The sequence below is a fragment of the Pseudoclavibacter sp. JAI123 genome, from assembly GCF_013409665.1.
Classification (GTDB): domain Bacteria; phylum Actinomycetota; class Actinomycetes; order Actinomycetales; family Microbacteriaceae; genus Pseudoclavibacter.
Window position 1 is genome coordinate 783,324 of sequence record NZ_JACCCM010000001.1, and the last position, 25,592, is coordinate 808,915.

22 protein-coding genes are annotated in these 25,592 nt (G+C 69.5%); 13 read left to right on the forward strand and 9 right to left on the reverse strand.

The genetic code is table 11. The features are described from left to right. Nucleotides 1-125: 125 nt before the first annotated feature. Together HDC34_RS03825 and HDC34_RS03830 are read right to left on the reverse strand one after the other, a co-directional pair. Nucleotides 126-590 carry a DIP1984 family protein gene (locus tag HDC34_RS03825; RefSeq protein ID WP_151421980.1) on the reverse strand — a complete coding sequence of 155 codons (465 nt, stop codon included), beginning with the start codon at nucleotides 588-590 and terminating at the stop codon, nucleotides 126-128. A gap of 53 nt (nucleotides 591-643) precedes the next feature. After that, complete coding sequence (locus tag HDC34_RS03830) at nucleotides 644-937, reverse strand: hypothetical protein (protein WP_179555927.1); 294 nt, start codon at nucleotides 935-937, stop codon at nucleotides 644-646. A gap of 260 nt (nucleotides 938-1,197) precedes the next feature. Here HDC34_RS03830 and HDC34_RS03835 point away from each other — a divergent pair, with 260 nt between their 5' ends. The 3 genes from HDC34_RS03835 to HDC34_RS03845 all read left to right on the forward strand — a co-directional run bounded on the left by HDC34_RS03835 (nucleotide 1,198) and on the right by HDC34_RS03845 (nucleotide 5,120). Then, nucleotides 1,198-2,271 (forward strand): aminotransferase class V-fold PLP-dependent enzyme, encoded by a 1,074-nt coding sequence (locus HDC34_RS03835; RefSeq protein ID WP_179555928.1) that lies wholly within the window; start codon nucleotides 1,198-1,200, stop codon nucleotides 2,269-2,271. Nucleotides 2,272-2,303: 32 nt separating this feature from the next. Next, nucleotides 2,304-3,980, forward strand: coding sequence for a threonine/serine exporter ThrE family protein (locus HDC34_RS03840; RefSeq protein WP_179555929.1), 1,677 nt, complete (start codon nucleotides 2,304-2,306; stop codon nucleotides 3,978-3,980). Nucleotides 3,981-4,079: 99 nt separating this feature from the next. Next, nucleotides 4,080-5,120, forward strand: coding sequence for an NAD(P)-dependent alcohol dehydrogenase (locus tag HDC34_RS03845; RefSeq protein ID WP_179555930.1), 1,041 nt, complete (start codon nucleotides 4,080-4,082; stop codon nucleotides 5,118-5,120). A 166-nt stretch (nucleotides 5,121-5,286) separates the two neighbouring features. On the opposite strand, the gene HDC34_RS03850 is transcribed toward HDC34_RS03845, so the two are convergent. Continuing rightward, entirely contained in the window at nucleotides 5,287-6,468 is a 1,182-nt protein-coding gene (locus tag HDC34_RS03850) for a Gfo/Idh/MocA family protein (RefSeq protein WP_179555931.1), read from the reverse strand. A gap of 146 nt (nucleotides 6,469-6,614) precedes the next feature. Here HDC34_RS03850 and HDC34_RS03855 point away from each other — a divergent pair, with 146 nt between their 5' ends. Then, nucleotides 6,615-9,191 (forward strand): excinuclease ABC subunit UvrA, encoded by a 2,577-nt coding sequence (locus tag HDC34_RS03855; protein ID WP_257023068.1) that lies wholly within the window; start codon nucleotides 6,615-6,617, stop codon nucleotides 9,189-9,191. A gap of 81 nt (nucleotides 9,192-9,272) precedes the next feature. Here the strand turns inward: HDC34_RS03855 and HDC34_RS03860 are convergent, their stop codons facing one another. After that, on the reverse strand, nucleotides 9,273-9,473 hold the full coding sequence (locus HDC34_RS03860; protein ID WP_179555932.1) for a twin-arginine translocase TatA/TatE family subunit: 201 nt from the start codon (nucleotides 9,471-9,473) through the stop codon (nucleotides 9,273-9,275). 77 nt (nucleotides 9,474-9,550) lie between these two features. Then, on the reverse strand, nucleotides 9,551-10,552 hold the full coding sequence (locus HDC34_RS03865) for an intradiol ring-cleavage dioxygenase (protein WP_179555933.1): 1,002 nt from the start codon (nucleotides 10,550-10,552) through the stop codon (nucleotides 9,551-9,553). A gap of 170 nt (nucleotides 10,553-10,722) precedes the next feature. Between HDC34_RS03865 and HDC34_RS03870 the strand changes: the two genes are divergently transcribed. Genes HDC34_RS03870 through HDC34_RS03880 form a run of 3 tightly spaced genes read left to right on the forward strand, consistent with a single transcriptional unit; the run spans nucleotide 10,723 to nucleotide 15,629 of the window. Further along, complete coding sequence (locus tag HDC34_RS03870; protein WP_307852988.1) at nucleotides 10,723-12,342, forward strand: phenylacetate--CoA ligase family protein; 1,620 nt, start codon at nucleotides 10,723-10,725, stop codon at nucleotides 12,340-12,342. A 3-nt stretch (nucleotides 12,343-12,345) separates the two neighbouring features. Then, nucleotides 12,346-14,391: a hypothetical protein gene (locus HDC34_RS03875; RefSeq protein WP_179555934.1), complete on the forward strand. Its 2,046-nt coding sequence runs from the start codon at nucleotides 12,346-12,348 to the stop codon at nucleotides 14,389-14,391. Beyond that, a complete protein-coding gene (locus HDC34_RS03880; RefSeq protein WP_179555935.1) occupies nucleotides 14,388-15,629 on the forward strand; it encodes a hypothetical protein in 1,242 nt (413 codons plus the stop codon). Before HDC34_RS03875 ends, HDC34_RS03880 begins: the two co-directional genes overlap by 4 nt. 49 nt (nucleotides 15,630-15,678) lie before the next feature. Here the strand turns inward: HDC34_RS03880 and HDC34_RS03885 are convergent, their stop codons facing one another. Continuing rightward, nucleotides 15,679-16,575 carry an alpha/beta hydrolase gene (locus HDC34_RS03885; protein WP_179555936.1) on the reverse strand — a complete coding sequence of 299 codons (897 nt, stop codon included), beginning with the start codon at nucleotides 16,573-16,575 and terminating at the stop codon, nucleotides 15,679-15,681. Nucleotides 16,576-16,612: 37 nt separating this feature from the next. Between HDC34_RS03885 and HDC34_RS03890 the strand changes: the two genes are divergently transcribed. The 4 genes from HDC34_RS03890 to HDC34_RS03905 all read left to right on the forward strand — a co-directional run bounded on the left by HDC34_RS03890 (nucleotide 16,613) and on the right by HDC34_RS03905 (nucleotide 20,347). Beyond that, a complete protein-coding gene (locus tag HDC34_RS03890; RefSeq protein WP_179555937.1) occupies nucleotides 16,613-17,272 on the forward strand; it encodes a hypothetical protein in 660 nt (219 codons plus the stop codon). A gap of 75 nt (nucleotides 17,273-17,347) precedes the next feature. Continuing rightward, nucleotides 17,348-18,397, forward strand: coding sequence for an FUSC family protein (locus HDC34_RS03895; RefSeq protein WP_179555938.1), 1,050 nt, complete (start codon nucleotides 17,348-17,350; stop codon nucleotides 18,395-18,397). 437 nt (nucleotides 18,398-18,834) lie between these two features. Beyond that, the gene (locus HDC34_RS03900) at nucleotides 18,835-19,896 is read left to right on the forward strand and encodes a zinc-binding dehydrogenase (RefSeq protein ID WP_179555939.1); all 1,062 of its coding nucleotides are present in this window, start codon (nucleotides 18,835-18,837) and stop codon (nucleotides 19,894-19,896) included. Between the two features lie 46 nt (nucleotides 19,897-19,942). After that, nucleotides 19,943-20,347 (forward strand): cupin domain-containing protein, encoded by a 405-nt coding sequence (locus tag HDC34_RS03905; protein ID WP_308807261.1) that lies wholly within the window; start codon nucleotides 19,943-19,945, stop codon nucleotides 20,345-20,347. A 183-nt stretch (nucleotides 20,348-20,530) separates the two neighbouring features. Here HDC34_RS03905 and HDC34_RS03910 read toward each other — a convergent pair whose 3' ends face one another. The 3 genes from HDC34_RS03910 to HDC34_RS03920 all read right to left on the reverse strand — a co-directional run bounded on the left by HDC34_RS03910 (nucleotide 20,531) and on the right by HDC34_RS03920 (nucleotide 23,607). Next, nucleotides 20,531-21,415 carry a helix-turn-helix transcriptional regulator gene (locus HDC34_RS03910; protein WP_179555941.1) on the reverse strand — a complete coding sequence of 295 codons (885 nt, stop codon included), beginning with the start codon at nucleotides 21,413-21,415 and terminating at the stop codon, nucleotides 20,531-20,533. 587 nt (nucleotides 21,416-22,002) lie between these two features. Then, complete coding sequence (locus HDC34_RS03915) at nucleotides 22,003-22,551, reverse strand: NAD(P)H-binding protein (protein ID WP_218854881.1); 549 nt, start codon at nucleotides 22,549-22,551, stop codon at nucleotides 22,003-22,005. A 171-nt stretch (nucleotides 22,552-22,722) separates the two neighbouring features. Next, nucleotides 22,723-23,607 (reverse strand): aldo/keto reductase, encoded by an 885-nt coding sequence (locus tag HDC34_RS03920; protein WP_179555942.1) that lies wholly within the window; start codon nucleotides 23,605-23,607, stop codon nucleotides 22,723-22,725. A 275-nt stretch (nucleotides 23,608-23,882) separates the two neighbouring features. Here HDC34_RS03920 and HDC34_RS03925 point away from each other — a divergent pair, with 275 nt between their 5' ends. Then, complete coding sequence (locus tag HDC34_RS03925; protein WP_104251554.1) at nucleotides 23,883-24,485, forward strand: PTS glucitol/sorbitol transporter subunit IIC; 603 nt, start codon at nucleotides 23,883-23,885, stop codon at nucleotides 24,483-24,485. After that, a complete protein-coding gene (locus HDC34_RS03930; protein ID WP_104310355.1) occupies nucleotides 24,482-25,561 on the forward strand; it encodes a PTS glucitol/sorbitol transporter subunit IIB in 1,080 nt (359 codons plus the stop codon). Before HDC34_RS03925 ends, HDC34_RS03930 begins: the two co-directional genes overlap by 4 nt. The last annotated feature ends 31 nt before the right edge of the window (nucleotides 25,562-25,592 follow it).

Genomic DNA, 25,592 nt, shown 5'->3' on the forward strand with positions numbered 1-25,592 from the left:
GGCCGAAGCCGTGACGCTGCCCACCGCGTCGACAGGTGGACTGGAAACCGCCAGCCCTCGGTGTGTGCTCGCGCCGTTCGCCTACCGACTCACCGCGTCTTCGTTCGCATGCTGGTTCTCGGGGCTCAGGCCTCGAGGAGCTCGACCTCCCAGTTCGTGCGTTGGATGACGACATCGAGCTCGCGCAGCGCCTGAGCGACACCGTCCGCCTTGGCTCGCACGTCGCGAACAGGCAGGGCCGACATCTGCCGCAGCTCGCTGCGCATCTGCCGCTGCCCCCACGACCCCGCCGCCGCATCCGCCGCCCGAACCAGGATGCTGTGCTGACTGCGCAGCGTCTCGCGCGCCGCGAGGAGGGCCGTTATCGTGCGCCCGTCCTCCGTCGGCGCGGTGGCGTTCGTGATGTTGATCGATGTGACGAGTCGCTCGAGCTGCAGCAGGCGCGTCGCGCACTCGTCGAGGAGCTCGGCGGCGTCTTCCGTCGGCTGCTCACCCTCCTGGTAGGAGGCGTTCGCGACGATGCGAGCCTGCAACGACTCGATGCGCTTCTGCAGGTCGGCGCGCTCCAGGAGCGCTTCGGCGAGTTTCATACGCCTAACGTTCTCATGAGGCGGCTGGCTCGATGGTGGCAAGCTCTGCCGCTTCAGGCATTGATCATGACCTCAGCATTCGAAGGGCCTCCGCAGATGTCCGTGTCGACGCGCTCCCATTCCGGTGAGATGAGCGTGTCGGTGATCACTGCGCCGTCGATGTCGAACTGGCGCACGGTGAGTTGTTCAGGATGGTACATGTCGACCGAGAATTTCCAGATGCCTCCGCTCGCGTCGCCGCTCGTGGGTAGCACTCCGCCAGTGAGCGCGAGATCGTCCCCAAGCGTGGAGATGCACGTCCCCTCGGGGCAGACCTCGACGGCGGCTATGCCGGAGTGGTCGCCCACGAAAACGAGCGTGAGCGTGTCATGCCAGCCGACCGCAGGGCAGGCGGCGATCGGAGGTGCCGCGCAGGCGCCAAGGCTGATTGCTGCGGTAAGCGCCACGATGCTCGCGCATGCGTGTCGCGACCGGGTCCGGACCGTGACGAGATGAGCGTCGTTGTCTCGGCATTTCATGGCCAGAGGCTAGCGCGTGATCGGCAGCGGTGCGCGGTGGATATGCGGAGTTTCCGGGATGCCCCGCGCGGGGTCGCTAGCCTGGCGACATGTCCTGGATCTACTCGGCCGCCTTCTCTGCGGAGCCCCTCTACCTGAACACCGCGTCGATGGGTCTGCCGCCGCAGGCGACGACGGACGCCTTGACGCGTGAACTGGTCGGCTGGAGTGCGGGGCGCAGGCAGGCGAACGACTACGACGGCACCGTCAGTCGGTCGCGGCAGCTCTACGCGGAGCTCGTGCACGTGCCCGCCCCGTGGGTGGCGATCGGCAACCAGGTCTCACCCCTCGTCGGGCTCATCGCCGCATCCGTGCCCGATGGCGCCGAGGTGCTCTTCGCAGAGAACGACTTCACGAGCGTCAGCTTCCCGTTCGCGGCCCACGCCGACCGCGGGCTGCGCCTGCGCGAGGTACCCGTGCACCGCATCGCGCAGGAGATCGGACCGGAGACGGCCTGGGTTGTCGTATCGGCCGTGCAGTCCCGCAACGGCGCCGTCGCCGACCTCGACGCCATCGAAGCTGCCGCCAAACGGCACGGTGCACGCACCCTTATCGACCTCACCCAGTCCGCCGGGTGGAACGACGTCGACGCGAGCCGGTTCGACGCGACCGTGTGCGCCGCCTACAAGTGGCTGCTCTGCCCACGCGGCACCGCGTTCCTGACGCTCACCCCGGAACTGCACGAGCGCATCCGCCCCCTCGCCGCGAACTGGTACGCGGGAGAAGACCCCTGGTCGAGCATCTACGGGCTGCCGCTCCGGCTCGCCGCAGACGCACGCCGCTTCGACGTCTCGCCCGCCTGGCACGCGTGGGTCGGTACGGAGGCCTCGCTCGACTTCCTGCTCGGCATCGGGGCGCCCGAACTGGAGGCGCACGCGCTCGAAGTGAGCGCCGCGTTCGCGTCTGCGGCGGGGCTCCCGGATGCACGCTCCGCGATCCTCGCTCTCGCCCCCGTCGAGGGAGCGGCAGACGAGATCAGGGACACGCTCGAGCGGCTCGACGTCATGGCCGCGAACCGCGCCGGTAACTTGCGACTCTCCTTCCACGCGCACAACACCGCCGAGGAAGTCGAGCCGCTCGGCGCGGCGCTGAGAGGTCTCGTGCACATCGTCACAGGGCGCTGACGCCGACCCCATCCCGCAACTAGACTCCGGCCGTGCGCGGTAAGAACTTCTTCGACAACCTGGCCAGAAAGGTCGGCGGCAAGACCCCGTCGACGACTGTGGGGCGCCGCGCGCAGCGTGCCCTCCTCGCCGAACGCAGCATCCGCGAAGTCCTCGAACTGGCCGTCCGCGTCGGCGAGACGATGCTCGCCCTCGGCGCGTCGGCGACCGACGTGACCGACGCCATCCGCCGCACCACGAAGGCCTTCGGCGTCGACTGCCAGATCGACCTCACGTTCACGTCGATTCTCGTCGTCCACGACGGTGTCAACGACGGGGCCGGCATCAGCCTGCTGCGCGTCGTCAACAGCCGCCTGCCCGACTACGACCGCCTCACCCGCGTCATGGAGCTGTCGCGCGAGATCGCCGCCGACCCGAACGACATCGACGTCGCCGAGACGATCGACGACCCGGCCAAGCTCGAGGAGGCCCTCAACCAGCTCGAGTCGTTCCACCAGCGCCTCGACGAGATCCTCGTCGCCCCGCAGCGATTCCGCCGCTCCATGGTGACGCTCTGGCTCGCCCTCATGGCGGGCGGCGTCGGCTTCCTCCTCGGCGGCGGCCCCCTCGTGTGCCTCCTCTCAGCAGCGACGACGGTGGTCGTCGACCTCGTGCTGCAGGCCCTCGGCCGCTGGGGCCTGCCCGCCTTCTTCCTGCAGATCGCCGGCGCCGCCATCGCAACGGGCGTCGCCGTCGGCCTCCTCGCGGCGCTCCCCGTGCTCCCCGGCGAATTCGCCGCCCTCCCGCCCGCGCTCGTCGTCGCATCCGGCCTGGTCGTGCTGCTCGCCGGGATGTCGTTCGTCGGAGCCGCCGACGATGCCATCAACGGCTTCCCCATAACCGCCATGGGGCGGCTCCTCGAAGTGGTGCTGCTCACGCTGGGCCTCATCGTCGGCATCGCCATCGTGCTCGACGTGGCCCGCGGCCTCGGCATCGACCTGCGCCTCGTCGAACGGTCCGTGCAGCCCTGGCCGTCCGCCGTGCAGGTCATCGGCGCCGCCATCGCGGCCGCCGCCTGGGCGCTCGCCTCCTACGCCACGATGCGCACCGCGTTCGTCGTCATGATCTTCGGCGGCATCGCCTACCTCGGCTACGACGTGCTCGTCACCGCAGGCACGGAGCCGCTCGTCGCGACCGCCGTGCCCGCGCTGATCATCGGCATCCTGGGCGAAGGCCTCTCCCGCAAGCTGCACATCCCCGCCACCATCACGACGGTCTGCGGCACCGTGCCGCTACTGCCAGGGCTCGCCATCTACCAGGGCATGCTCGACATCACCTCGAGCGACTCCTCCGACGACGGCGTGCTGCGGCTCGTGCAGGCAGGCTCCATCGGCATCGGCATCGCCGGCGGCGTCACCCTCGGCCGCTTCCTCGCCCGCCAGTTCAGGACCCGACGTCGCCGCCGCAACGCGACGCCGGAAGCGAAGGTCATGTCCAAGCGGCAGTTCCGCGGCACCGCAAGTGCCGGACCGGAGACACGCGCGCTGTACATGATTCCCGATGAGGTCGCCGTCGGCCTCGAGACCGGCATGCTGCGCATCGTCTCGGTCGACGAGGTCGTGGATGCAGGGCAGGCGGACGCCGAAGCCGCCGCGCCTCCCGCGCCTTCAGCCCGTCCGCATCCCAACGTCGCCCTCAAACGAGGCGACCTGAACGCCCGCGGGGAATGACTGTCGGAGGCGAGGCATAGAGTCTCCTCGGTCCCGCCGCGCTCCGAGAACCGGAGCAGGCGAGCGAACGACCTCCAAGCACAACCCGAAGGAGCACGAATGACGACCGCGAAGGCATACGCCGCCCCCTCAGCAACCGAGCCGCTCGAGCCCACCACCATCGAGCGCCGCGCCGTCGGAGAGAACGACGTGCTCATCGACATCGCATACTCCGGCATCTGCCACTCCGACATCCACACGGTGCGCGGCGAATGGGGCAAGGTGCCGTACCCGCTCGCCCCCGGCCACGAGATCGTCGGAACCGTCGCCGAAGTCGGAAGCGGCGTCACCAAGCACAAGGTCGGCGACCGTGTCGGCGTCGGCTGCATGGTCAACTCCTGCCGCGAGTGCGACAACTGCAAGGCCGGCTCCGAGCAGTACTGCACCAACGGCAACGTCATGACGTACGGAGGCAAGGACCGCGACGGCAGCATCACGCAGGGCGGCTACGCCACGAACGTGGTCGTCGACGCCGACTTCGTGCTCAGCGTTCCCGAGAGCATCCCCTACGAGAAGGCCGCGCCGCTGCTCTGCGCCGGCGTCACCACCTACTCGCCCCTCGCGCACTGGCAGGCGGGCCCAGGCAAGAAGGTCGCCGTCGTCGGCATGGGCGGCCTCGGCCACATGGCCGTGAAGATCGCCGTCGCCATGGGCGCCGAGGTGACCGTGCTCTCGCAGACCCTCAGCAAGCAGGAAGACGGGCTGCGCTTCGGCGCCAAGCACTACTACGCGACGAGCGACGAGGCCACGTTCTCCGAGCTGCGGAACACGTTCGACCTCATCATCAACACGGTCAGCGCGAACCTCGACATCGACCAGTACCTGAACCTGCTCACGCTCGACGGCACCATGGTCTACGTCGGCGCACCAGCCCAGCCCATCCCCGTGACCGCCTTCACGCTGTTCAACAACCGCCGCTCCTTCGCGGGGTCGACGATCGGCAGCATCCGCGAGACGCAGGAGATGCTCGACTTCTGCGCCGAGCACGACATCGCATCCGAGGTCGAGCTCATCGAAGCGGCCCAGATCAACGAGGCCTACGAGCGGGTCCTGAAATCTGACGTCCGCTACCGCTTCGTGATCGACGCGACGACCTTCTAGCGGCGGCGCGGCCGACGCTCTCGGCCAGACTGAAGTCTCGGGCTGGAGAACTCGCCTCGTGATGGAACCTTCCCGCAACGAAGTGAGTTCCCCAGCCCGAGACTCGTCGGGAGTCGGGAGTCGGGAGTCGGGAGTCGGGAGCCGGCAGCGGCAGCGGCAGCGGCAGCTACGTGCGGGCGGGGACGTCGTGCCAGCGGCCGTCTTCGATGGAGGCCTCTGCGGCCTCGACGATCTGCGCGGCGACGAGCCCATCGGCGACCGACGGCGCGACCTGCTTGCCGGTGACGACGCTCTCCAGGAAGCGGGCGGCCTCGATGGTCTTGAGGTCGTCGAAGCCCATGCCGGTTCCGCCGCCCGGCTGGAAGCGGTGGAACTCGCCGTGGCCGGGAGACATGTAGACGGTCGTGTAGCCGTAGGGGTTCGACGAGTCGAGGCAGACCTCGAGCTCGTTGAGGCGCTGGAAGTCCCACCGCAGCGAACCGTTCGTGCCGTAGACCTCGAGGGCGTACTCGGCGCGGGGCCCGCGCATGATGCGGCTGGAGTCCATGATGCCGATGGCGCCGTTGTCGAAGCGCATGAGCAGTGCCGCGTAGTCCTCGTTCTCGACGGGCTTCAGCTCGCCCGTACCCGGCGCCGATCGGTCGACGATGCCCGTGCCCGGCGCGGGGCGCTCGGTGATGAACGTCTCCGCCGTCGCCGAGACGCTGCCGATGCGGCCGACGACGTGCTGGGCGAGGTCGAGGCCGTGTGAGAGGAGGTCTCCGAGCACGCCAGAGCCGGCGCGTTCGCGTTCGAACCGCCACGTGAGCGGCGCGAGGGCGTCGGATGAGTAGTCGGCGAGGAGCGCGCCGCGCACGTTCGTGACCCGGCCGATCGTGCCCTCTTCGATGAGCTGCTTCATGTGCGCGATCGCGGGGGCGTTGCGGTAGTTGAACCCGACGGCGGTGACGATGCCGGCTGCATCCACTGCGGATGCGATGCGCCGCGAGTCGGACGCGTAGCGCCCCATGGGCTTCTCGATCCAGAACGGCTTGCCCGCTTCGGCGGCCGCGATCGCCATCTCGGCGTGGAGGAAGTTGGGCGAGCAGATCGAGACGACGTCGACCTCGGGGTCGGCGAGCACCTCGTGGTAGTCGGCGACGGTGCGCTCGAAGCCGAGGCGCTCCTCGGCCTGCGCGCGCGCCTCTGGCACGGGGTCGGCGGCGACGACGAGGCGCGTCTTGATGCCGAGCTCTGGGAAGTGGTCTGGCACGGCGCGGTAGGCGCGCGAGTGGAGGCGGCCCATCCAGCCGACGCTGATGAGGCCGACCCCGATGGTGCGGGGGCTGGTGGCGGTCTGGTCTGTCATGGGAACTCCTTTGTCCAGTTTGGAGCTGTCATATGTTCGGACAACGAGACATTTCTACTCCGTTCGCTCCCGTCGTAGCTCTGCGTAACCTTGCGTTACCTGAAGGCGCCCAGTTTCGGCGCACGCACGGCCGTCATGCTGGGTCGATGGTTTTCGCCGAGGGACAGATGTCAGCTGGGGCACCGGATCGAGTGGTCGTGCGGGGCGCGCGCGAGCACAACCTTCGCGGCGTGAACGTGGACATCCCGAGGAACGCGCTGGTCGCATTCACCGGCGTCTCCGGTTCGGGGAAGAGCTCGCTCGCCTTCGGCACGCTGTACGCGGAGGCGCAGCGCCGCTACTTCGAGTCGGTCGCTCCGTACGCGCGCCGCCTGATGAACCAGGTCTCCCCACCCGACGTCGACTCGGTCGAGGGCCTGCCGCCGGCGGTCGCGCTCCCGCAGCAGCGGGGCGGTGGCAGTGCGCGCTCGACGGTCGGCAGCACCTCCACGATCGCGAACGTCGTGCGGATGCTCTTCTCGAGGGTGGGGGAGTACCCGGCGGGAGCGCCCATGCTGCTCGCGGAGGACTTCTCGGCGAACACTGTGCAGGGTGCCTGCCCGAACTGCCACGGCCTCGGCCGTGTCTACGAGGTGCCGGAATCGCTCATGGTCCCAGATGCGTCGCTCAGCATCCGCGATGGGGCGATCGCCGCCTGGCCGACTGCCTGGCACGGCAAGCAGCTGCGCGACAGCCTCGTCTCGCTCGGCTACGACATCGACATCCCGTGGCGCGAGGTGCCCGCCCAGCAGCGGTCCTGGCTGCTGCACACGACCGAGAAGCCACAGGTGCCGGTGTTCACGGGCAGGTCGCCGGCGCAGGTGCGCGCGGCTGTCGCGGCGGGAGACGAGCCCTCCTATATGAGCACGTTCGTCGGCGTGAAGCGGTACGTGCTCGACACGTTCGCGAACTCGAAGAGCGAGCGGATGCGCGAGAAGGCCGCCGCGTTCATGGAGAGCGTGATCTGCCCAGACTGTCGCGGAACGAGGCTGAAGCCGGATGCGCTCGCAGTGACGTTCGAGGGGCGCGACATCACGCAGATCGCGGCGATGCCGCTTCGTGAGCTGGCCGCACTCATGAAGCAGGTGCTTGGCCCAGAGTGGGAGCGCTCGCGGGGAGCAGCGCTGGCGCCCGAGCAGGTGCTCGCCGCCCGACGCCTGGCGGGCGAGCTCTGCGCTCGCCTCGCGCCGCTCTCGGACCTCGGGCTCGGCTACCTCGCCCTCGACCGGCAGACCGGCACGCTGTCCGGTGGCGAGCTCCAGCGGCTGCGCCTCGCCAACCAGCTCCTCGCCGGGCTCTTCGGCGTCGTCTTCGTGCTCGACGAGCCTTCGGCCGGCCTGCACCCCGCGGACACCGAGGCGCTGCTGGGAATCCTTCGGGGCCTCCGGGACCGCGGCAACACCGTCTTCTACGTCGAGCATTCGCTCGACGTCATCCGCGAGGCCGACTGGATCGTCGACATCGGCCCGGGGGCCGGCGCTACCGGCGGCCGCATCGTCTACTCCGGGGGCCTCGACGGCCTGCGCGGCTCCGAGGAATCGGTGACGCGTCGCTACCTGTTCGACAGCCCCGACTCTCCCAGGCCGACGATCCGCGCGCCGCGGCCCCGCGACCAGCGCGTCGCCCTCGACGGGGTCGTGCGCAACAACATCCGCGGCCTCTCGGTGAAGTTCCCGCTCGGCTGCCTGACCGCGGTCACCGGTGTCTCGGGGTCGGGCAAGACGACGCTCGTCAACCAGGCGCTCCCCGACCTGCTGCGCGCGAGTCTCGCCAGCGAGGTCGGCGAGACGACCGCCACCGACGAGCCGGACCGCAACGACCCGATGCTCGCCATCGAAGCGTCGGCGACACAGGGTCGGGCCGTCGGGCCAGCCGACCGACTCAAGCGGATCGTGCAGGTCAGCCAGGCGCCCATCGGCCGCACCTCGCGCTCGAACGTCGCGACGTACACGGGGCTGTTCGACCGCATCCGCTCGCTGTTCGCGTCGACGGATGAGGCGAAGCGGCGCCGCTACAGCGCCAGCCGTTTCTCGTTCAATCTGCCAAGCGGCAGGTGCCCGACCTGCAAGGGCGAGGGCACGATGGAGGTCGAGCTGCTTTTCCTGCCCACGGTGCAGGCGCCCTGCTCGACCTGCGGCGGCAGGCGCTACAACGCCGAGACGCTGGAGGTCGAGTTCGAGGGCTCCTCGATCGCCGACGTGCTCGACCTGAGCGTCACCGCGGCGCGAGAGAAGTTCGCCGGTCGCGCCGACGTGCTCCAGCACCTGGACGCCCTCGCGGATGTGGGCCTCGGCTACGTCTCGCTCGGCCAGCCCGCGCCTGAGCTGTCGGGAGGGGAGGCGCAGCGGGTGAAGCTCGCCTCGGAGCTGCGCCGCGCGCAGCAGGGGGACACGCTCTACCTGCTCGACGAGCCGACATCCGGGCTCCACCCCGCCGACTCCGATCGCCTGCTCGGGCACCTGCACGACCTCGTCGACCTGGGGAACACCGTCGTCATGGTCGAGCACGACATGCGCGTCGTCGCGGGGGCCGACTGGGTCGTCGACATGGGGCCGGGCGCGGGGGATGAGGGCGGCGAGATCGTCGCGCAGGGCACCCCGCAGGAGGTCGCCGCGGTCGAGGGCAGCGCGACGTCCGCGTACCTGAAGGCGGCGGTGGATCGGCTCGCGGCGACTGGGGTGTGAGGGCGGCGGATGCGCGGGCGAGGCTCTGCGGGCGAGCGTGAGGGATTCGGCCGACCGGCGCATCCTGTCGTCACGAGGGTCTCAGCGCCCGCGCGGGGCTGAACCGTCCGCACCGCCGGCCTCTGGCGTCAGCTCCGTGTCGAGGTCGCGCACCTCCGTCTTGAGGATGCGCATCGACTGACCGACGCTCTTCGCGAGGGCCGGCAGCTTCGATGCGCCGAAGATGAGCACGATGATGGCGAGCACGGCGATGCCATGCCAGCCCGTGAGGTTCGCGAGCATGATGGTCGCCTTCCTTTCTGTGGGTCTGTCGGGGTCGCGGGCGCTTGAAGTGCTCCGCCAGATGGGATGCGCGGGGCTCAGCTGCCGGGGCCTCCAGAGTTTCCGGGGCCGCCGGAACCGCCAGGCCCACCTGCGCCCCCGCCGCCTGACGGCGCGGCTCCCGCGGTCGGGGCGGTCGCGGTGTCGACGCGCACGGTGAGTGCGACGTTGTAACCGCTTGTCGCATCGCCCGTGACCGTCGCGAGCTGCAGCGCACCGCCGTCGTCGCCGAACACGTTGTCGGAGTCGAGGCTGACCTGCGCCAGGTTGGACGCGGATCCCTCGTAGCCGGCGAGCGCGTAGACGGCGCTCGAGGCGTACTCGGGCAGGGCGACCTGCGAGGTCGAGATGGCGTTCGTCGACTCGGTGATGTCGTCGATCGTGGGGTACACCTCGAAGTGGATGTGCGGCCATCGCCCCGTGTAGCAGGCGGGGAAGATCGAGGTGAAGGTGACGCTGCCAGAACCGTCGGCGACCTGCACGCCGCGCAGGAACGTCTCGTTCTCGATACCCTCCGAGTACATGGAGTAGCCGCCGGTCGCGTCGCAGTGCCAGACGTACACGGCGACGTCCTCGAAGGGCCGGTCGCCGTTCGCCATGTCTAGCACCGTCAGGGTGAGGGTCATGGGCACGCCGGCCGCGGCCATGGTGCTGCCGATGCTCGTGCGGATGTCGCTGCGCACGACCCCGGACTGCTCGAGCACGTCGGCACCGTTCGAGCCATCGCCGGGGTAGGGGCCGGCCGTCTCGTCGGGGATCTCGCTCGCTGGCAGGGAGCCTGCCGTCGCTGTGGCGCTCGCGGAGGGGGTGGCGCTGGCGGTGGCCGTGCTCGAGGCGCCTGATCTCGTCGGCGCGCAGGCGGCGAGTGCGACCGTCCCGACTCCGACGCCGAAAATGCTGAGCAGTCCCCGCCGCGACATGAGCGTGCCGAGGTCGAACGCGACGCCCTGGTCGACGACCTCCTCGTCTGCGCGGTCGAGGAGCCTGCCTTCGTAGGCGGGGCCGTCCGGCGTGAGGTCGGGCTCGGGGATCTTGATCATGGTGGCTCTCCTGGTCTGTTTCACGGAACTTCGGACAGCCTCGGTTGCTCCTCAGGCAGGGGGCTATGGCGCAGCTATGTCTGAGCTATGGCGGAGATCCCAGGCCGAATGTCCGTGGCTCGTGCTTAGCTATGCGCACACTTCAGGGAAGACGTGAACGGGGGAGCGACGTGACTCAGCAGCTCGATGTCCGGGAAGAGAGATCAGGCAGCACGGCGGCGCCGGGACCAGCCGGTCTGCAGCGTGCGTCGAAGCTCCGGCAGTCCCTCCTCCGGCTCGGGTCTGGGGCGCTCACGAAAACCTACGACCTGTACCACCTGCATCCGGCCGTCTGGCGGTGGACCGCACGCCACTACGTGCCCGCCATGGGCGACTTCGCGAAGTTCAACGCGTGGATGATCTGCCAACGCGCGAACCTCGACGTGCCCGCCTACCAGCGGTGGCTGCACGAGAACGACTTCAGGTTCCGGTGGTGGCAGCTCTCCAGCTACCCGGAGACGAACAAGGACGACTACGTCAAGCGCTACACGGAAGACGAGCGCTGCTGGGGCGGCGAGATCGACACGATCGGCACGGTCGTCGACGAATCGAGCGGGTCGAGCGGGTCACCCTTCAACTGGATCCGCGGGCGGCACGAGCTCAAGACCATCCACAACAACGTGGCGGGATACATCACGCTGCTGTTCGGCACGAAGAAGCTCTTCGGCATCAACGCCTTCTCGATGGGCGCCTGGGCGACCGGCACAAATACCGGGCATGCGCTCTCGAAGATCTCCATGGTGAAGAACACCGGTCCAGACATCGACAAGATCGTCGACACCATCCGCCACTTCGGGCCGAAGTACCAGTACCTGGTGAGCGCCTACCCGCCCTTCCTGAAGCACCTCCGCGACCGGCTCGACGGCGAGGAGTGGTTCGACTGGTCGAAGCACCGCCTCAACGGCTTCGTCGGCGGGGAGGCGATGACGGAGGGCCTGCGCGACTACCTCGAGGAGCGCTTCGGCCGCGTCTACTCGGGGTACGGGGCCTCCGACCTCACGATCGGCATGGCCGGGGAGTCGGATGCCTGCGTGTGGCTGCGCCGCGCGATGTTCGCCGACGAGCGGCTGCGGCGGGTTCTCCTCGGCGACGACGAGTCGCGCATCCCGATGGTCTTCCAGTACAACCCGCTCGAGACCTACCTCGAGACGAACGCGAGCAACGAGCTCGTCGTGACGCTGAACTCTTCCGCAGTGCTCAGCCCGAAGCTGCGCTACAACATCGGCGACGAGGCGAAGATCCTCTCGTTCCCCGAGGTGCGAGAGAAGATCGCCGAGCTCGACCCGGCGCTGTCGAGGGCATTCCACCGGGCGTTCGCGGTGCAGCGGATGAAGCTGCCCTTCCTCTTGCTCTTCGGTCGGAAGGACTCGACGATCTCCTACATGGGGGCCAACCTGTACCCGATCGACATCGAGAACGGGCTCTACCGCGACAACCCGCACGCCGGCGACATCGAGTCGTTCAAGCTCGGCCTGCTCGAGCTCGACGGGCACGAGCAGCGGCCCGTCGTGCACCTCCAGCTGCGCGACGGAGCGATGCTGACCGACGACGAGGTCGCGAAGCTCAGCGAGACGACCAGGCTCGGCATCGTCGAGCACCTGGCCTCGGTCTCGCGCGACTTCGCGCAGTCGCTCGACGAGGACCCGTCGACGGGCGACCTCCGCATCGAGGTGCATCCCTTCGGCACGGGGCCGTTCACGGGAGGCAACGCGAAGATCAAGAACGTCTACGTCGTCAAGAACGCCGAGTAGGCCGTGTTCACGACAGACTTCTCGAAGGCGCCCATTCAAGGACGGGCCGAGGCGCTCGTCATCGTCGAGGGGCGCAGCGCCGACCACGACGGCGTGATCTGGCGGCAGCGCTTCCGCGACCGACGAGTCGTCGGTGAGCTCCTGCTCTTCGAGAGCATCGAGCAAGCGCGGGAGGTCGCCGCCTCGCATCGGGGACGCACGAAGCTGCTGCTCGCAGAGGCCCGCGGCTACTCGAACGGCATCTGGCGGGCCGACCCCGAGCCGCCGCCCGGCGAGATGGCGCACAACCCGCACTTCGCGCCGGTCACAAAGGAACGGGAACAGGGTCGCATTCCGCCGCTCGTCGCCGAGCCCACGCGCAAGCCGAAGAAGCTGACCACCCCCATCCCACCGGCGTCGCACACGATCTTCGACACTGCATCGATGTTCGTCGGTGCAACCCGCTACACGACCCCCCTCGCCTGGGCCGTGACGGGCCGCATCTGGGGGCAGATGACCGGCAAGATGCGACGGATGCCCGACTACTGCTGGCACGGCATCTACTGGGAGGCGCCCTGGACGCTCGGGACCCTCGCGAACTTCTCGACGCGCGACGCCCTCATCCGCTTCGCCAGGATGCCCGAGCACCGCCACCTCATGCAGTGGATCGTGAAGGACACGAAGAACGCCGACGCCGGGTTCATCCGCCTCTTCGCCAGCGAGGAGGAACTGGCGAGCGTCGAGGGCGGCGCGACGCAGGCGGCTGACTCGGCGGGGCCGGGTGCCGGCGACCACGGTCGCGGCGGCGTTGATGGGGGTGACGGCGGCGACGCGGGGCGGGCAGACGCGGCCCGTGCCTGCACTCCCGCTGTGACAGGCAGTGCCGACCGGCCCGCGCGCCAGCACACCATCGAGGTGAGGCGCGTGGAGTCCGAGCTCGAGTTCCTGGAGTTCGTCGAGCTGCCGGGACGTGTGTCCGACCCGAGCCGCGAGGTGCCAGTGCTCGAGTCGACGCTCCGTTCCTGGTGGAAGGGCAAGGGGGCGCACGAGTCGACGGTCGAGCTGCTCATCGCCTACCGGGGCGGCGAGCCGGTCGCCCGTACGGTCGCGCACACGAGCGCCGCGTTGGACGCGAAGCTCGACTCGAGTCTGCAGCTGTTCGGAGCCGTCGCGGCCGCCGATGCGGAGGCGCTCGGTGCGATCATCACTGCCCTCGAGGGGCGTGCCAGGAACGTCGGGCGGCGGGAACTCCTCGGCCCCGTCACTCTGCTCCCGAACCAGGTGGGCGGCGTCATCACGAGCGGCTTCGGCGAGCGGGGCTTCGTGGAGGGCGCCTGGAACCCCGACTGGGTGCCCGCCGCCTACGAGCGGCTCGGCTTCACGACCTGGAACGAGTCGGCGACCTGGATCGCGCGCCTCGAGCAGGGGCGCCTCGGACAGATCGAGGGCGACGCCTTCACTGCCCCCACCGATGCGGAGCTCGCAGCCGCCGGCGTCGTCATCGAGCGGGCGTCGCGGTTGCGCTTCCCGCGCGACGTCGCGCGCCAGCGGGAGCTGGTCAACGCCGCGTTTGCCGAGCTGCCCTACTACACGCAGATCTCTCCGGCCCAGATGCGCGAGGCGACCAGCGGGCTCGTCGCCATCATCGATCCCAGCATCTGGGCGTTCGCGCTCGACGCGAAGACCCGCGAGCCGCTCGGGTTCCTGCTCTGCGTCCCCGACGTCACGCGCATCGTGCAGCGCTCCTCCGGCCGCATCGGCCCGAGGCAGCTGCTCGAGATCTGGCGGTCGAAGCGGGAGCCGAGAGAAGCCGTCCTCACCATCCAGGGCACCGTCCCCGAGGCGCGGGGGCGCGGCATCAGCACGCTCCTCGGTCGGACCGTCGGGGAGGCGCTCATCGAGGGCGGGTACACGGCGCTGCGCTCGACCTACATCGGACACGACAACCCAGCGTCGGCGCGGCAGCTCAGCCGAATGGGCGGCGAGGTGCTGCACAAGACCGTGTTCTACAGGAAGCAGGTGGGCGCGGTGCCCGGCCCGCGCACGAGCAACGAGGGGGAGCAGCGATGACCAGCATCCACACGCTGAACCAGATCATCGCCGACGCGGCGTCGGCGCCATCGGCCCACAACACCCAGCCCTGGTCGCCGCGGATGATCGGCGACGGAGAAGCGGTCGAGCTCCGAGTCGCGCGCACGCGGACCCTGCCGGCCTCGGACCCAACCGGGCGGGACACCCTGTTCGGCCTGGGCGCGTGGCTCGAAGCGTTCAGCGTCAGCGCGGCCGCGCACCGAGTGGACTTCGATGTCGAGCTCCTGCCCGCGCTCGCGGACCCGGAGGCCATCGTGCACGCGAGGAGCGACGAGCCCGTGCTCCGCATCCAGCTGCGCCGAGCCCCGGACGACGGTGCCGACGGCCAAGGGAGCGGCACCCCGAACGAGAACGCCAGCCCGAGCGGCAGCGCCAGCGGCACCGGCGCCCACGAGCACGGCACCGCGGTGCATACGCCTGGCAGCAGGAGCGCGGCCGCCGGGGGCGCGGCACCTGCATCTTCGGCAGGTCCGGATTCCGACCGACAGCTGCTGGCATCGCGGAAGACGGTGCGCAGCGATCTCGCGCCAGCGAAGGGGCTCGTGATCGAGCTCGCCAGTTCGCTGCCCGACTGGCTTCGGCTCGTGCCCGTCGACGCCGACGACCTGCGGCACTTCTCGTCGCTCGGCACCGCCGACACTCTGCGGGATCCCGCCGTTGCGCGCGAGCTCGCGCACTGGCTGCGGCTGCACCCCACGCATCCGCGCTACCACGTCGATGGGCTCAACGACCGGGTGCTCGGGTTACCCGCGGTCGCCTCGCGCCTCGTGTCGCCCTTCACACGCAATCGCCGCCTGCGCGAGGCCGCGGTGCGCATCGTGACCCCGGTCGGGGAGCTGTGGCGCCGCGCGCTGCTCGAAGTGCCCGTCTCGGCGGCGGGCGAGGACGCGCCCGCCGCGGCGACCGCCTTCGTGCTGGTGGCCGACAGCAAGCTGCTCGACCTCGGATCGGGCGCAGAGGTGACCCGCGTGCTCAACTCCCCGCTCGGACTCCCACCGGAACGGGTGCTGGAGGCCGGCCAGGCGCTCATGCGGCTGTGGCTGATGGCCACGGCCCGCGGAGCGGCATTCGCGCCAGCCTCCGAGATCATCGACTCGTCGCTCGCGCAGGGCGAGCTGCGCTACCGACTCGGGCTCTCGCGCCGCGACGTGCCGCTCTTCGTCACGCGGGTCGGTGCGGCAAGGGACCCGAACCCGCCGCGCGCGCCGCGCCGCTGACCGGCTCGGCCAGCCGAGGGCCCGGGTCGCGGGACGGCGCGCTGACAGCTCAGCCCAGCCCGCGCATCCACTCGGAAATCAGGTCGATGCCGCGCGTGAACGCGGGGTCGCGCGGCCGGTTCAAGAACGCGTGCGTACTGCCGGGCGGCACGCGGTACTCGGTGTCGACACCCGCCTCGGCGAGCTCGCGGGCGAAGAGGGAACCGGATGCGCGCATCGCGTCGCGGTCCGCATCCACCACCAGGCAGGGCGGGAAGCCGCTCAGGTCGTGGCCTCCGGGGAACGCGTCGGGAAGCGGCAGGACCTCCTCGCTGCCCGCGTAGTTGAGGTTCATCGCACCGATCAGCCACGGCGTGTGGACGTAGCGGCGGCTGCCGCGCAGACGACTCATCAGCTCGGGCGAGCGCTCGGGCAGCTCAGCGTGGAACGTGCCGTACGTGAAAAAGAGCCCGCGTAGGGGCGACGCCCCAGCACGCTCGTAGCGGTAGGCCGCCGCCGCCGCGAGGCACGCCCCGGCGCTCGCACCGCCGAGCACAACCCCATCGTCGCTCCGTGCGCTGACCCCGTCGATGACCGCCATCACATCGTCGAGCGGGATCGGGAAGCGGATCTCCGGCCGACGCTGGCGGCGGGAGCTCCTCGGAACCGGTGCGCCCCTGCGCCCCGCCCGCTCTCTCCCGCCGAGGGTCACGAGCCGGTAGTCGACGGTCGTCACCTCGAACCCCGCCCGTGCCAGGGCAACCGCGACCTCGTGCGTCTCCGGCTGGTCGAGGCCGCCAGAGTAGAAGCCGCCCCCGTGCAGCCAGATGACGGGGCGAATCGGCGAGCGCGCAGCACTGCCGTCGGCGGGGGCGTAGGTCCGCACCGGGACCCGGCCGTGCGGTCCGGCAACGGCGGAGTTCGTCGCATCCACCCCGTGCGGTGCAGTCGGCGAGCGTCTCGGCATCCGCCCAGAATACGGGCACACGCCCTAGGCTCTTCTGATGCACGAGCTACGCCTCTCCCCGGAAACCCAGCGTCGGGCCATCGCTCTGAACATGAGGCAGTCCTGGATCAGCCTGGCCATGCTCGCGCCCATCCTCCTGATGCTCGTCGTCATCTTCTCGCTCCAGGATTTCTGGCTCGGCTTCGGCTACGGCGTGCTCGTTGTCGTGCTCATCGGCGGGTCCGTGCCGCTCTCGATCTGGCTCGCCCGCACATCGATGCGCGAGACCTACATCCGGTTCGGCGACGGCTGGATCGAGCACAGGTGGATGTTCCGCACGCGCCGGTTCGCGGCGGCCGAGGCGACCAGCGTCGTCACGGTCGATCAGATGACGCTCGGCGGCTTGATGGGCGCCCCCACGCACCACCTCATCGTCACGGGCCGCGACCGAAGGCTGCTGATCCTCGTCGGACAGATGTGGACTCAGCAGCAGCTCACCGCGATGATGCACGACCTCGCGAGCCGCGGAGTGCCGTGGATCTCCGTCCCCGAGCCGATCACCCCTCCGCAGCTGCGCGCCCGCGACCCGCGCCTCGTGCCCTGGTGGCAGGCGCATCCCGTCGCCTTCGCGCTGCTGATCGCCGGTGCGACGTTCGCCGTCGTCATCATCCTGGCCATCGTCGTGGCATTCGTGATCTTCACGGCGACGACGAGCTGACCGCGCCGAGCTGGCTGGCCGTGCCGCTGGGCGACGCCTGGGCGTTGGCCCCGCCCGGCGTCCTACGCTGAGCACGTGCGATCCCTCACCCGTCTCACCGGCCTCGATCGGATTCAGGCGAGCAAGCGCGTGCCCGCCCTGCAGGTCGCGAAGACCGCCGTCGCTGCGGTCGGCGCGTGGTTGCTGGCCGGCTGGCTCATCCCTGGCCCCCTGCCGGTCTTCGCGGCCGTCGCCGCGCTGCTCGTCGTGCAGCCGAGTGTCAACCAGTCGTTCGCGAAGGCCCTCGAGCGAAGCGCCGGAGTGGTCATCGGCGTCGCCGTCGCGAGCGCCATCTCGCTGGTCCTCGGCCCGCAGTCGTGGGTGATCCTCCTCGCGATCGTCGTCGCGATGATCGTCGCCTGGCTGCTGCGCATGACCTCCACGACCAGCAACCAGGTCGCCATCAGCGCCATGCTCGTCCTGGCGCTCGGCGCATCCACCCCCGAGTACGCGCTCGACCGCATCCTCGAGACCCTCATCGGCGCCGCCTTCGGGCTGCTCATCAACGCCGTGATCCTGCCGCCAGTGCTCGTCGGTCCGGCCCAGCGTGACACCGCGATGCTCGGCAACGAGATCGCCGCGTCGCTCGAGCGCCTCGCCGACGCCCTCGAGCAGCCGCAGACCCCCGCGAGCCTCACCGAGCTGCTCCTCAAGGCGCGCCTCCTGCGTCCCATGGCGGGGGCCGCCGAGAACTCCATCGCCGACGGGCTCGAGTCGCTCACCTTCAACCCGCGGAAGTCGAGGCACCACGAAGAGCTTGTCGAATGCGAAGAGCTGCTCGACCGCTTCCGCCCCATCGTCACGCAGCTCACCGGTATGACCCGCGCTGTCGCCGAACACTGGGAGCCGACGCTCGCCGACGAACCGCAGGCCATCGCCATCGCCGAGCAGCTGCGACGGGCCGCGCACGACACGCGCATCCTCATCCCGAGCGAACCGGGGGAGCCGCAGTCGTTCATCCTGGAGCCGCCGGCCCTCACCGCGCCGCTGGTCGTCTCAGCGCCGAAGGGCGGCAGCTGGGTGCTGATCGGCTCGCTCATCGAAGACCTCCGCCGCATCCACGAGGGCCTCACCGCAGAGGCGTAGGCGTGGTGGCAGGCGCTGTTCTGGCCCGAGTCGCCGCGTCCGCCCGCCCCCGCTGGCCATCTTCCGGGATGGGACGGCCCCGGATGCGCCCTTCGCGCCCGGGGAGCTCGCATCAACACGGAAGCTGGTCGCCGTCGCCGTCGCCGTCGCCGTCGCCGCCGCCGCGCCGCGCCGCGCCGCGCCTCGCGCTGCCTGTCCAACATCAGTGCAATAGTCAGCCCCTGAGTCGCAAAAACGTCGCCGGGAGCCCGATTCTGCACTGATGTTGGACACGCGTCGTCGGCCCACCGTCCCAGGCAGGGCATGCCAGTACCTGGCACGATCGCCCCTCCCGGGCGCAGGCTGGTAGCGATCCAATGGAGGAACGGCGGCGGCCGGCGCTCTCGAGAGGGCGGCGTGGCCCGCCGCAGTTCCCGGAAGCGCAACGAGAGGCACCCATGAAGGCCACGTTCATGTACGCAGCAGGCGACGTCCGAGTCGAGACCGTCGCCGACCCGACCATCAAGCAGCCGACCGACGCGATCGTCCGGGTGACGCAGGCGTGCATCTGCGGCTCGGACCTGCATCCGTATCACTCGATGCAGGCCAGCGAGCAGGGCTCCCCGATGGGCCACGAGCTCATCGGCATCGTCGAGGAGATCGGCGCCGCCGTCACGACCCTCAAAGTCGGCGACTTCGTCATCGCCCCGTTCGCGTTCCAGGACAACACGTGCGTGTTCTGCCGCGAGGGTGTGCAGACGTCGTGCATCCACGGCGGCTTCTACGGCAGCACCGAGATCGGCGGCCTGCAGGCCGAGCTCGCGCGCATCCCGCAGGCCGACGGCAGCCTCGTCGTCGTGCCCGGCGTCGACGCGAACGCGCTCGCCCGCGGTGCGAACGCAGACCTCGCGGCCAGCCTCCTCACGCTCTCCGACGTGTACCTGACCGGCTACCACGCAGCGCACATGGGCCGCGTCGAGGGCGGCAAGATCGTCACCGTGATCGGGGACGGCGCCGTCGGCCTCTCCGCGGTGCTCGCGGCCAAGCAGCTCGGCGCCGAGCGCATCATCCTCATGGGCCGTCACACCTCGCGCACCGACCTCGGCGTCGAGTTCGGCGCGACCGACGTCGTCGCCGCGCGCGGCGACGACGGCATCGCGCAGGTCATGGACCTCACGAACGGCGAAGGCAGCCACGTCGTGCTCGAGGCAGTCGGCCACATGCCCGCCTACGAGCAGGCGTACGGCATCGTCCGTCCCGGCGGCGTCATCTCGCGCGTCGGCGTGCCCCAGTACGAGGAAGCGCCCATCGGCTTCGGGTCGCTCTTCGGCAAGAACGTCACCCTCACGGGTGGGCCAGCTCCCGTGCGCGCGTACATGGAACCCGCGATCCAGCAGGTCCTGAACGGTGACATCAACCCGGGTCGCGTCTTCGACCGCACGATCGGCATCGACGAGGTGCCGGCCGGCTACGCAGCCATGGATGCACGCGAAGCCCTCAAGGTGCTCGTCCAGATGTAGTCGCCCCGCGGCCGTACGCACCACAACCCGAGAAAGGAACCTCCTCGTGAGCACAGAACTCCAGCCGAAGAGCCCGACCAACAAGGGGCCAGCCGAGTGGTTCACCGGCGACGTCTACTTCAACGCCTACTACGCGGGCACCGAGCCGTCGCGCACCCGCCTCAACCTGGTGCGCTTCACACCTGGTGCGCACACGGCCTGGCACCGCCACGCGGTTGGCCAGACGCTGCACGTCACCGAGGGCTACGGGTACGTGCAGTCGCGGGGCGAAGAGCTCATCGAGCTGCGGCCCGGCGACACCGTGTGCACGCCAGCCGGCGAGTGGCACTGGCACGGCGCATCCGCCGACAACTTCATGTGCCACCTCGCCCTCTGGGAGGCACCCGGGGCTGACTCCGACGAGCCCGAGACGGTCTGGGGCGAGCTGCTGACGCCGGAGGAGTACCCGTAGCCCTAGCGGCTCAGGAGCAGCGACGAGGGTGGGGATAACACTGGCACCAATGCTCCGTTCGCCGGACTTCGCCCAGCAAGAGTGAGCCAGAAGCATCCGGAAGTAGCGACTCCGGATGCTTCTGTCTCACTCTTCTTGCCTGAGGGGGGCACCGGGCAGGAGGCGCGCCGCTCCGTGCTCCCGCTACTGCTGCTGGTGGGTCAGCGAGACGCCGGCGGGGAGCTCCGTGGCCGCCCAGGACGCGAGCATCCGTAACCCGTCGGCGCTTGGGCTGCCCTCCGCGGCCGTGTAGACGTTCATCGTCAGGCCGGGCTCGCTCGGCAGGGGCAGCGACTCGAAGTTCAGCTCGAGCAGACCGACGACCGGGTGGTTCAGGCGCTTCACGCCGCTGCGATGGAACTTCACGTCTTTCGCCGCCCACATCTCACGGAAGAGCTCGCTCTGCGTCGACAGCTCGCCGATGAGCTGGTGCAGCTTGGGGTCGTGCGGGTTCCGGCCCGCCTCCATACGCAGCATCGATGCGGCGTCGGCGGCGATGCGGTCGAAGTCCGGCCAGAAGTCGCGGGCGGCCGGGTTCAGGTAGATGTACCTCGTCGTGTTCACCGGGCGGCGCGGGTCGTCGAAGACGGGGGAGTACAGCGCCCGACCGAGACGGTTGGCTGCGAGCACGTCGTGCCGGTCGTTGCGCACCCACGCCGGGGCTTCCGAGAAGGCATCGAGCATCTGCCGGACTGCTGGACGCAGCTCGCCGCCGGTCTGCTTCTTCGACGCGCGGCGCGACGGTGCGCTCGCCCTGGCGAGGTTGAAAAGATGCTCGCGCTCGGCCTCGTCGAGCTGCAGGGTCGAGGCGATCGCGTCGAGCACGCTCTCGGATGCGCCGGAAAGGTTGCCGCGCTCGAGCCGCACGTAGTAATCGACCGAGACGCCCGCGAGCATCGCGACCTCCTCGCGGCGCAGCCCCGCGACGCGGCGATTCCCGCCGTACGCGGGCAGGCCGGCCTGTTCGGGGGTGATCTTCGCCCGGCGGGAGCTGAGGAACTCCTTCACCTGCTCGCGCACGTCGTTCATAGCTCCAAGCTACGCCTGGCGGCGCCGCCAGGGGGAGGTCCCGCGAGTACCTGTCACCCGGGCGAGTGAGGGGTTCCTCGTGAGTTGACAGCCAGGGTGACGTCAGGGGCATCGAGAGTACGGGATGGTGGGATCTCCCGCTCACGTCACCTTCACTGTCACGACCGGAAAACGAGAGGCTGTGGTTGGGGCTGCCGAGGTCGGAGGCATCTCCAACCGAAGGCCCAGACGTCGGAGCCTTCGCGAGCCGACAGCCAGGGTGACGTGGGTCTGCGTGCGGCCAGGTAGCTACGCATGCCTTCGCTCACGTCACCTTGACCGTCAGCAGTATGGGAACGCAACAGTGCGTAAACGCAACAGTGCGTGAACTCGGCAGTATGGGAACTCAGCAGTGCGGGAACTCGGCAATGCGTGAACTCAACAGTGCGGGAACTCGGCAGCGGGGAACTCAGCAGCGACAACGAATCAGTGCGGGCCGCATCGAACTGCGGCCCGCACTGCGAAAGGTGCTGCACTTGTGCGCACCTGTCGGCCCGTAAGTGTCAGGAGCGAGGCCGCCGCGGAGCAGCCTCGTGGAACTCTCGCCTTCAAGGCACGCCCTGAACGTCAGTTCGCGGATGCTGACTGCCCGCGGCGTGCGACCTCGGCGATTTCCGCCGGGAAGGCGGCAGGCTCCCGGTCGAGGGGGAGCGTGTCGGGGTCGAGGGCTGCGTCCAGCGCGCCTTCGGCGTCTGCCTGCAAGGCTGCGAAGACGGGGTCGAGGTCGGGCTGACGGGGGCCCGCTCTGCGACCAGTTCGAGCGTCTTCCGGTTCGCCGCCGCGGCCGTCACGCTCTCGACGAGCACCCGCGCGATCTGCGAGCGGGCGACTGAGTCGTCCTCGGGCGAGCCAGCGCGCCGCGTATCGCCCTGCAGGAACAGCAGCTCGGGATGCGCGGCGGCGCTCTCGTCGAACCACGCCGGACGCAGGATCGTGTCGTCGCTGCCGCTCGCGCGCACGAGGCGCTCAGCGCGACGCTTCCAGTCGTGCGACTGCGAGGCCCAGTTGTAGCTGCTGTCGTGGACGGTCACCCCGCTCGAAGTCATGAGCGCGACACGGACGCGTCGCCCGTCAAGCGCCTCGAAGGTCGCGCGCACGATGCCGTAGTCGATGGCTTCCGCCTCAACAGCGGGGTGGCTGGCCAGCTTCCGGGACCAGATCGGTGCAGGCGCACGCTTCGGGCGTGCGCGTGCGGTGTCGTCCCGGAAGTTGGCCCCCCGCGGAGGCGTCAGCGCCGCGACCCGGGGTCAGGCGCGCGCCGCCGCCGATCAGGCCTCGGGGATGGGCATCCCGTACGCCTCGAGAGTCAGCGACTCCGGTTCCGGCCCGCGGCGCACTGCCTTGTCGAGCGCGTCGATCTGGGCGACCTCGTCGGCGGTGAGCTCGAAGTCGAAGATGTCGAAGTTCTCGGCGATCCGGTGCGGCTTGACCGACTTGGGGATCACCGAGCGGCCCTCCTGCACGTGCCAGCGCAGCATGACCTGCGCCGGGCTCTTGCCGTGAGCGTCGGCGATGGCGCCGATGGTCGTGTCCTCGAGGGTGCTTCCGCCGTCCCCGTCGCGGTAGAACGTGATGCCGCCGATGGGCGACCAGGCCTGGTCGAGGATGCCGTGGCGCGCATCCGCGTCCTGGACGTCCCGCTGCTGGAAGTAGGGGTGCAGCTCGATCTGGTTGAGGGCTGGCACGACGTCGGTCGCCTCGAGCAGCGCCGCGAGGTGGTCGGGCATGAAGTTGCTCACGCCGATGGCGCGCACCTTGCCGTCGGCCAGGAGGCGTTCGAGGGCCCGGTAGGCGCCGAGCGTCTTCTCCCAGGCGGTGGGGAGGGGCTGGTGGAGGATCAGGAGGTCGATCTGCTCGACACCCAGCTTGCGGGCCGACTTCTCGAAGGCGTGCAGCGTCTCGTCGAAGCCGTAGTCGCTGATCCAGATCTTGGTCTCGATGAAGATCTCGTCGCGGGGGAGCCCGGATGCGGCGATCGCCTGACCGACTTCGCGCTCGTTCCCGTAGGCGGCGGCCGTGTCGATGTGTCGGTAGCCGACGCGTAGGGCTTCGGCGACTGCGGCCGCCGTCTCCTCTGGCGCTGACTGGTACACGCCGAAGCCGATGGTGGGCAGTTCGACGCCGTTGTTGAGGGTCAGGTTCGTGGTGCTCATGCTGGAAACGCTACGTCGCGGGGCTGATGGGAGACAGGTTCTGTCAGGGCCCGTCAGGGGAATCGAAGCCGTTTCGAACGGCAGTAAATCTCCTCTTGCGCATGGGGGCGCTCGTGCCTACACTTTCGGCAGGTGCACAAACGATCAGATCTATTTGCAACTTCGTGCACACCCCGACAAAGGAGTCAGAACATGCGGTCTAAGTCGCCGCTCGCCGCCCTCGCGGCCAGCACCGCCGAGCACAGCTCGGCGAACACGTCGGGAGGGAAGCCGGCATGGAAGTAATCACCTGGATCGCCGAGAACTTCATCGGCCTCTTCAATGCCTCCGCCGAGAGCCTCATGGGTCTCATCACCGGCATCCTCCCCCTGCTCCTCGTGCTGCTCACGGCAATGTACGCCGTCACCACGTGGATCGGCGAAGAGCGCGTCACGCGCGCTGTCCGCTGGGCAGGCAAGTACGCGATCACGCGCTACACGGTCATGCCGATCATCGCCGTGATCATGCTGACCAACCCCATGGCCTACACGTTCGGTCGCTTCCTCCCCGAGCGCTACAAGCCGGCGTTCTACGACTCCGCGGTGTCGTTCGTGCACCCCGTCACGGCGTTCCTGCCGCACGCCAACGCAGGTGAGCTGTTCGTCTGGACCGGCATCTCGGCCGGAGTCCTCTCGATCGCGCCCGACAAGTACGCGACCCTCGCCGCCCTCTACTTCATGGTCGGCATCGTCGTCATCTTCATCCGCGGCATAACCACGCAATGGATCACGAAGGTGCTCATCAAGCGCGGTGGCCACGAGGCGACGTTCGCTCGCTTCGACGAGATGTACGCCGAGGGCCACCTCCAGGGCTCCAAGACCGAAGGTGGTGTCCTGTGAGCACAGACGCTGACAACACGAACGCAGGCGCTGCCGACAAGGGTGGCGCGGGCACGGCCGACTACAAGGGCGTCAAGGTCAACCGCGGTCGCGGCGGCTGGGGCGACGGTCTGACCCTCGTTCCGAACGCCGAGAAGAACATCGTCCTCTCGGTCACCGGCGGCGGCATCCACCCCGTCGCGCAGAAGATCGCGGAGCTGACTGGCGCCGAGGCGGTTGACGGCTTCAAGAACAACGTGCCGGACGCGAACGTGCTCTGCGCGGTCATCAACTGCGGCGGCACGGCGCGCATCGGCGTCTACCCGAAGAAGCGCATCCCGACCGTGGATGTGTACCCCGGCGAACCGGGCGGCCCGCTCGCCCAGTTCATCACCGAGGACATCTTCGTCTCCGACGTCGCGCCCCGCGACGTGGTTGCGCTCGATGCCGAGGCAACCGCAGCGGCTGGCGCACCCGCCGCGGCAGCGGCGCCGGCGCAGAGTCCGGAGGAGATCGCAGCGAAGGCCAAGGCGGATGCACGCGCCAGGGTCGCGGCTCAGGGAAGCGGATTCACGGGCTTCGTCGTGAAGTTCGGCAACGCCATCGGCTACTTCATCAACACGCTGCTCTCCTCGGGCCGCCAGGCGATCAAGCTGACGCTCAACACGATCCTGCCGTTCATGGCGTACGTCTCGCTCCTCATCGGAGTCGTCACGTACACGGGTGCCTCGGACTTCATCGCCAACGCGGTGTCCCCGCTCGCGTCGAACCCGATCGGCCTGATCCTGCTCGGCGTCATCACGGGCCTCCCGTTCCTGTCGCCGATCCTCGGCCCAGGTGCCGCGATCGCCCAGGTCGTCGGTGTCCTCATGGGTACGCAGATCGCGGCCGGCGCGCTGCCGGTGCAGTACGCGCTGCCGACGCTCTTCGCGGTCAACGGCCAGGTCGGCTGTGACTTCATCCCCGTCGGCCTCTCCCTCGGTGAGGCAGAGCCCGAGACGGTCGCGGTCGGTGTCCCCGCCGTGCTCTTCTCCAGGCAGATCACGTCGCCCCTCGCGGTCGTGCTCGCCTACTTCGCCTCCTTCCTCCTCGTCTAGGTGGTGCCGGGCGGGCCGAGACCCGGCCCGC